Annotated in this window: 6 protein-coding genes; 3 read left to right on the top strand and 3 right to left on the bottom strand. The window is 40.5% G+C overall.

The features are described 5' to 3' along the window. Positions 1-392: 392 nt before the first annotated feature. The 3 genes from EGM47_RS08440 to EGM47_RS08430 are packed head-to-tail and all read right to left on the bottom strand — an operon-like array spanning position 393 to position 4,458. Positions 393-1,208: a DNA/RNA non-specific endonuclease gene (locus EGM47_RS08440; RefSeq protein WP_124980327.1), complete on the bottom strand. Its 816-nt coding sequence runs from the start codon at positions 1,206-1,208 to the stop codon at positions 393-395. Beyond that, positions 1,205-2,311 carry an ABC transporter permease gene (locus EGM47_RS08435; protein ID WP_124980326.1) on the bottom strand — a complete coding sequence of 369 codons (1,107 nt, stop codon included), beginning with the start codon at positions 2,309-2,311 and terminating at the stop codon, positions 1,205-1,207. Before EGM47_RS08435 ends, EGM47_RS08440 begins: the two co-directional genes overlap by 4 nt. Continuing rightward, positions 2,311-4,458 carry a carboxy terminal-processing peptidase gene (locus EGM47_RS08430; RefSeq protein ID WP_124980371.1) on the bottom strand — a complete coding sequence of 716 codons (2,148 nt, stop codon included), beginning with the start codon at positions 4,456-4,458 and terminating at the stop codon, positions 2,311-2,313. Before EGM47_RS08430 ends, EGM47_RS08435 begins: the two co-directional genes overlap by 1 nt. A 124-nt stretch (positions 4,459-4,582) precedes the next feature. On the opposite strand from EGM47_RS08430, the gene surE reads away from it, so the two are divergent. From surE to lpxB, 3 genes are read left to right on the top strand one after another with little or no spacing between them, the layout of a single operon-like run. Then, the gene (gene surE, locus EGM47_RS08425) at positions 4,583-5,365 is read left to right on the top strand and encodes a 5'/3'-nucleotidase SurE (RefSeq protein ID WP_124980325.1); all 783 of its coding nucleotides are present in this window, start codon (positions 4,583-4,585) and stop codon (positions 5,363-5,365) included. Beyond that, the gene (locus EGM47_RS08420; RefSeq protein ID WP_240642353.1) at positions 5,355-5,654 is read left to right on the top strand and encodes a hypothetical protein; all 300 of its coding nucleotides are present in this window, start codon (positions 5,355-5,357) and stop codon (positions 5,652-5,654) included. The genes surE and EGM47_RS08420 overlap by 11 nt, the downstream gene beginning before the upstream one ends. Positions 5,655-5,657: 3 nt before the next feature. Continuing rightward, the gene (gene lpxB, locus EGM47_RS08415) at positions 5,658-6,773 is read left to right on the top strand and encodes a lipid-A-disaccharide synthase (RefSeq protein ID WP_124980323.1); all 1,116 of its coding nucleotides are present in this window, start codon (positions 5,658-5,660) and stop codon (positions 6,771-6,773) included. Positions 6,774-6,799 lie beyond the last annotated feature (26 nt).

Raw genomic sequence — 6,799 nt, 5'->3', positions numbered from 1 at the left:
TTCCCTTGCTCATTGTATTACGACCGTGATCAATTATACAGGTTTGATGAGCGATTCTGCACCGTAGTTTTGTGCGCTAAAGTGTGATACATTCCTAGGCTCTGGTAGGATCTTCAGCCGACTTTATCAATGGAAAGATCATTTATATCGAAGATCAAACTTGATCCTTTTAATTTATCGCTAAAGAAGTAGGTATTAATCACATTACTGAAGACCTTCTAGCATGCTATTCCTCGAAATTGAACCTAAATATGCTCGCTTAAATTGTTATCGTGGGCTTGGGGAGAAACAATATGTCTAGTTTGATCAATATGATGGTGTGCCACTTCACCATGTTCATATATGGCAGACTAAGGCCTTCTGATTTGGAAAAGCCAATACCGTATAACTGTTTACCAATCTTTCCTGTTAGATCCTGATTCCAGAAGTACCTCGATATTATCTGGTAGTTGGTAAAAGAAATCGATTCCTGTCTTGGCTTCCAGCGTATCAACAGGCACTATATGTTCGTATATACTTGAACTTTTACTTGGATGTGGTATCAAGAATGCCAGCATTGATTTTTTACCGTTCGATTGGCGATAAATAATTTTATAGAAATGTGATGGTACACTGACTCCTTCTGATCCGATTTCACTGGTTCTACCTTCGTGCAAACTTCCTGTGATGATATAGATATCGCCGTATGCTTGGCAATAGTACCGCACTTTCTGTTCTAAATCATTCCAAATACCGGCATTGAATTCATGGCTTTGGGGCGCTATGTTTGAGGTAAGAAATGTTTCTTTGTAGTCATTGAAGCTTGCCTTACGATCGGCTGCAGGAACCAAATGTCCCCTATCGTAGCCACTATTTTTGTAATTTCTCCAGTGAGCAGACTCACCGAAAACTAGATCATCCACCTCAAAATAGGGCCGATCGTATTGTTTGCTGTTGATGTCATTTCTCGTTAAAACATGAGCAGTCCATTCGGCTTGTTCAATAGCGTCATTATAGGAAAGGCTATACGTCTTATGGTGCACGAGTTGGTTTTCCGATTGGGGTAAGAAGTCATTACGAGTAAATTGGGTTTTGTTTTTTCCTTTTTCATGAAGCAATTCTTCCTGTGCGATGTTTTGATCTGAAGTTCTTTTGGCTTCTTGATTTTGAAAGTAAACGTACAGCGCAAGAACTGCCAGGATGATAACAGGATATATCAGTTTTCTCATGATGCGGTTTTTACGTCAAAAGCGTCTCGTAAAGCATTACCCAATAGCATAAATGCCATGACCAATAGCATGATAGCAACTCCTGGGACGATTGCCAGATATGCTTTATCTAAAATAATATATTGATAATGATCTTTAATCATGTTTCCCCAACTGGGAGTTGGTGGTTGTGCTCCTAATCCTAAAAAGCTCAAGCCACTTTCAATTAGAATAGCTGCAGCGAAATTTGCAGCGCTGATGACAATAATAGGTGCTAGAACGTTAGGTAGAATATGCTTGAAGATTATTCGGATGTGAGAGAAACCGAGTGCTTTGGCGGCTGTAATGAAGGCATATTCTTTGGCTACAATAACCTGGCCCCTTACGACTCTTGCTACTTCAACCCACATGGTAAGACCTACGGCTATGAAAACGGTCAAAAAACCTTTTCCTAGTGCCAAACTGATCGCAATTACCATCAATAAGGTAGGAATGCTCCAGGTAACATTGATTGACCACATAATGATATTATCTACCATTCCTCCAAAGTATCCTGCCAAGGATCCCAAGGTGATACCAAGAATTAAAGAAATGAATACTGCTATGAATCCGATGGAAATACTAATTCGAGTGCCTATGATCATGCGGCTCAGTAAGTCACGGCCATATTTGTCGGTGCCGAGGATAAATGTCTTTGTCGAGGTGTAAATTTCGCGAAAGCGGGATAACTCCAAATCTTCTTTTAGATCAATATCCAATTTCTTAAAAGCTTGTTGTTCGCCATCTATGTCATAGGGTCGATAAACAAAGACACCATCTACTTTATCAAGCTTTGAGAAAGGGATTTCCTCATGGTCTGGTTGGGAACCAGTCCACCAATCCCAGAAGTCGTCCTCAGAATTTTCAAGTGGAACTTTAATTATATCAACTTCAAATCCTGGGGGCTGGGAATGAATGGAAATATGCATTTGATTGGCATTAACGGAGCTGTCCGGTGCAATAACGTATGCGCCTAGCGCCAACACAATAAATACTCCAATCAATGAGAAACTTAAAACGCCCCAGAAGTTTGATTTAAACTTTTGGAGCGCTAGATGACCCAAAGATTTGGATCTGGTTGCCATTATTCTTTGATGCTGAGTTTCGGCTTATTGCTATTGACAATGTTGTTCATGCGCAATTCTTTTAAGACTTGGACAGCTTCCTGGACATAGATGTCTCTACCTAAGTTTTTTATCCAAGACTCACGTTTGTCCTTTAAAGAACTATCAATGGCGACCAAAGTCTTTTCATAGTCCATTAATTCAAACTGCATGTTATTTTTGTAATCTGAAAGCTGATCATATTTCTCAGTTTCTTCTTCCAGTTGACTGATCCTTGACTTGTATTCTTCAAAATTCAATGGGATCAAATTGTCGTCCCTTTGATCGCTCAGCCATTTTGCGTTTTCATCCAATAATTTAAACATTGGATTTGTATCAACACGTTTTTGAGAGTTTTCAATTGCTTCGCTTAGGTTGAGATATCCTTCAAACTTTTTGTAATCGGATGCCGCAATTTCATCGTAAGGTAGAGGGAACTGCTCATCGCGCTCGCCTATGTCAATATAGCTGTACTTGTCTGGCGTCACAACATCACTTTTAACACCTTCCAATTGAGTACTACTACCATTGACTCGGTAGAATTTTTGTGTTGTCAATTTGATGGCTCCGAGGTCGCCGTAGTCATGGTTGCGTACCCACTGATTTAGATCTTCAAAGTTTTGCACCGTTCCTTTTCCAAAAGTCTGCTTGCTACCCAAGATCACAGCACGATCGTAATCCTGCATGGCGGCAGCTAGAATCTCACTGGCACTGGCACTGAATTCGTCTACCATGATTACAAGCGGTCCTTCCCAAAGGATTTCACCGCTATCCCTATCTCTAAGGGTTTGGGTTCGTTTATTTTTTAGAGCTACCTGAACTACAGGCCCTTCTTCTATAAACAACCCAGCCATTTCTACCACTTCCCTGAGTGATCCTCCTCCATTGCTGCGTAAATCAAGTATAAGGCCATCCATACCTGTTTCTTTCAATCGGGTAATTTCTTTGGCAACATCATTTCCTGCAGCGCGTCCATTGGGATCGTCAAAGTCAAAGTAAAACTTAGGAAGATCGATAAGGCCAAACCTAAAAGTATCATCCTTACCAATAACTGTCTTTGCAAAGGTTTCTTCAATCTGTACTACATCCCTTATTAAGGTAATAGTCTTGACATTACCATCCACCTTTTTAAGGGTGAGATGAACCTTTGTGCCTTTAGGGCCTTTGATCAGGTCTACTGCATCACTGATCCTCATACCAACAATTGAGGTGGGAATAGAGTCATTTTCTTGAGCCACCTTCATGATTTTATCGCCTATCTCGATGTCCTCGTTTCTTGAGGCTGGGCCACCTGAAATGATTTCGATGATACTGATATAGTCCATTTTTTTCTGAAGTCTTGCACCGATTCCTTCTAACTGACCACTCATAGAAGTGTCAAACCTATCTTTATTTTGTGGTGGGAAATAATTGGTATGCGGGTCAAAGTGGGCCGTGATAGCATTGACAAATAAAGAGAAATAGTCAAGTCTTTCCACGTCTTCATTGAGATCGAAATTTTCTTCCATTGACTTTTTCAATTCCTTACGCACTTCTTTCTCAAGTTCGGTCAGGCTCTTTTTTTCTCCTTCAAAATCCTCAGAATTCTGCTCTTCAACCTTATCAAAGTAAGAGCTAAGCGCTGAAAGTTTTAATAATTTTCTCCAGTGGTTTTTGAGGGCTTGACGGTCTTTAGCATAAGGAATGGCCTCGTAATCCGTGTTGATGGTTTCTTTCTGTGTAAAATCGAAAGGTACGGCTATGACTTCTTGAAAGATCTTTTGGGATTCTTTTTGCCTTTTCAAAAGTCGTTCATAAGTGAGATTAAAAAGGTCTACCTTGGATTCTCTGATTTGATCATCAATCAAGTACTCATATTTTTTGAACTCCTCATAATCACTGGCCAAAAAGTAGCGTTTAGCCGGATCTAGATCATTGATGTAATTCTCAAAAATATCTTGGGAAAATTCGTCCGTCAGGTCTGCCGGAGAAAAATGCTGGCGTTTCAACACATGCGAAATAAGGTTGACCAGTAATTGTTCTTTCTCCTTGTCACCTGGATCTATGCGATCTTTAGTAAAACTACAACTTGCAGTTGCTACCAAAAGGGTCATAACAGCAAGGATAAAATTATTCTTCAAAAAGTTCATAAGCTTCTTCATTTTTCTCTTTCTATACGTGTAAAAATCGTGCCAAGTAATCATTGGTCAAAATAATCCTTTGATTCCACACGGTTCCGCTAATTTACTTAATTTTAACCACCTTAAGAATGATATGGAAAAGAAAGAACGGCCATTGATCCTAGTCACTAATGACGATGGGATCACTGCCAAAGGAATCAGGACACTTGTAGAAATTGCCAAGGAGCTAGGAGATGTTGTTGTTGTGGCACCAGACAAGCCCCAAAGCGCCATGGGTCATGCCATCACAATCAATAACACACTTTACGTCAAAGAATTTAAACAGCACCCACATTCCCACAAAGAGTACACGACCAGTGGTACACCTGTGGACTGCGTGAAGATGGCTAGACACGAAATCTTAGGTAGAAAGCCTGATTTATGTGTGAGTGGAATCAATCACGGGAGCAACAGTGCTATCAATGTCATTTATAGTGGAACCATGAGTGCAGCCATGGAGGCTGGGATCGAAGGCATTCCAGCCATAGGTTTTTCTCTCTGTGATTATTCCCATGATGCAGATTTTTCTCAGTCCAGGGATTATGTCAAGCAAATTATGGAGCAAGTGATTGAAAGGGGAATGCCCAAGGGGGTCATATTTAATGTCAACATCCCTAAAGCCAACAAAAAAGACATCAAAGGGGTCAAAGTTTGTAGGCAAGCCCACGCTTACTGGGTTGAAGAATTTGATAAACGTACCAACCCATATGGCAAGGATTATTATTGGCTTACTGGCAGATTCGTCAATGACGATAAAGGGGAAGATACAGATGAGTGGGCACTAGCGCATCAATACATTTCTATTGTCCCCACGCAATTTGATCTAACCGCTCATCATTATATCAGTGAACTAAATACCTGGGATTTTGATAGTTAAAATTTTAAAGGGTTTTGTATTGGGCCTATTGGCCAATGGACTAGGCACTTATATTTATGTAAGTATCTTCATTGAGTACAAATTTGAAAAGGCGATTGAGCTAGCGTATGTAGAGGGTTATTTAGGCAGTTTAATTGGGCTGGGTGCTATTTTGAACTTGTTGCTGTTTTTCTTTTTCTTGACTGGTAGGTTGGGAAAATTTGTGAAGAAGGTACAGCCTTATGAAGCTCGAGGGGTGCTGATGGCGACCTTATTGGCCGCGCTGGCAGTCTTATATTTTGAATTTTAGGATATGAAATATTACCTAATTGCTGGAGAAGCCAGTGGAGACCTGCACGGATCCTTATTAATGAAGGAGCTCAAGGCGAAAGATGACCAAGCGCAATTTCGCTTTTGGGGGGGAGACCTCATGCAGGAAGAAGGCGGTGAATTGGTCAAACATTATCGGGAGCTGGCATTCATGGGCTTTGCGGAAGTGTTAGGTAATCTACGCACCATCATGAAGAATATTTCTGTTTGTAAAAACGACATCAAACAGTTTGAACCAGATGTCATTATTTACATCGATTATCCTGGGTTTAATTTTAGGATCATGAAGTGGGCACGCCTGAAGGGCTTTAAGAATCATTATTATATTTCTCCGCAGATCTGGGCCTGGAAAGAGGGGCGCATCAAAGCCATCAAGCGGGATGTCGATAAAATGTATGTGATTTTGCCTTTTGAAAAGGACTTTTATGAGCAAAAACATCAGTTCCCTGTACATTTTGTAGGTCATCCATTAATTGATGCTATTGCACAACGCGAACGGGTGGATCACATCAAGTTTCTAGAAACCTATCAACTAGATGATAGGCCTTTGATTGCGATTTTGCCTGGCAGTAGAAAGCAAGAAATCACCAAGATGTTGAAGGTGATGCTCAAAATGGTGGATCAGTTTCCTGATTACCAATTCATCATTGCCGGCGCTCCTGGGCAAGATCGGAGCTTTTACGACCAATTCGTAAACAACCAGTCGGTAACTTTGGTCATGAACCGGACCTATGATTTGTTAAGTTTAAGCCATGCTGCTATGGTTACTTCTGGAACCGCAACCTTGGAAACTGCCTTGTTTAAAGTGCCGCAAGTGGTCTGCTACAAAGGAGGTTCTATATCCTATCAAATCGCCAAGCGGGTAATTAAATTGGATTATATATCTCTGGTTAACCTGATAATGGATTCTCCTGTAGTTACCGAATTGATTCAAACCAATTTCAACGAGCGAAAGTTGAAAGAAGAATTGGGACTTATTCTGGACCCCACTCAACGCCATCGTATATTTGCTGATTATTACGAGTTGGAAAAGAAATTAGGTGGGATTGGAGCCAGCGAGAAAACAGCTGATTTGATTTACGAAAGCCTGACCAATTGAAATAATAATTCTTTATTCAATCTCAG

The sequence above is a fragment of the Nonlabens xiamenensis genome (assembly GCF_003865345.1).
Taxonomy (GTDB): domain Bacteria; phylum Bacteroidota; class Bacteroidia; order Flavobacteriales; family Flavobacteriaceae; genus Nonlabens; species Nonlabens xiamenensis.
The sequence above is the reverse complement of the archived record's forward strand: the minus strand, read 5'-3'. Positions and strand labels throughout refer to the sequence as shown.